Origin of the sequence: Streptomyces sp. P17 (assembly GCF_032436805.1) — a bacterium.
In the GTDB taxonomy this organism is placed as follows: Bacteria; Actinomycetota; Actinomycetes; order Streptomycetales; family Streptomycetaceae; genus Streptomyces.
Genome location: NZ_JAVRBF010000813.1, coordinates 1 through 272, shown reverse-complemented (window position 1 = coordinate 272; position 272 = coordinate 1). Strand labels below are relative to the sequence as shown.

The 272-nt window shown below is 67.3% G+C and carries 1 pseudogene; it reads left to right on the top strand.

What is annotated here, in order from left to right:
• A pseudogene (locus RMT89_RS43055) lies at nt 1-272 on the top strand (MFS transporter); the annotation flags it as partial.

Genomic DNA, 272 nt, shown 5'->3' with positions numbered 1-272 from the left:
CCTATGCCGTGAAGCAGCTCGGCATCCCGGCTTCCGCCGCGTTCAGCGCCACCATTGCCACCGGCATCACGCAGATGATCGGCGCGCCGATCTTCGGACACTGGTCGGACCGCATCGGCCGCACGGGCATCATGATCGGCGCGGCGACGCTGTTCCTGCTGCTCGCCTATCCGGCGTTCGCCGTGCTGGCGGCGCACCCGCGCTTTGGCGTGCTGATCGGCATGCAGCTGTTCCTGGGCACGATCGTCAGTGCGTACTTTGGTGCCTTGCCC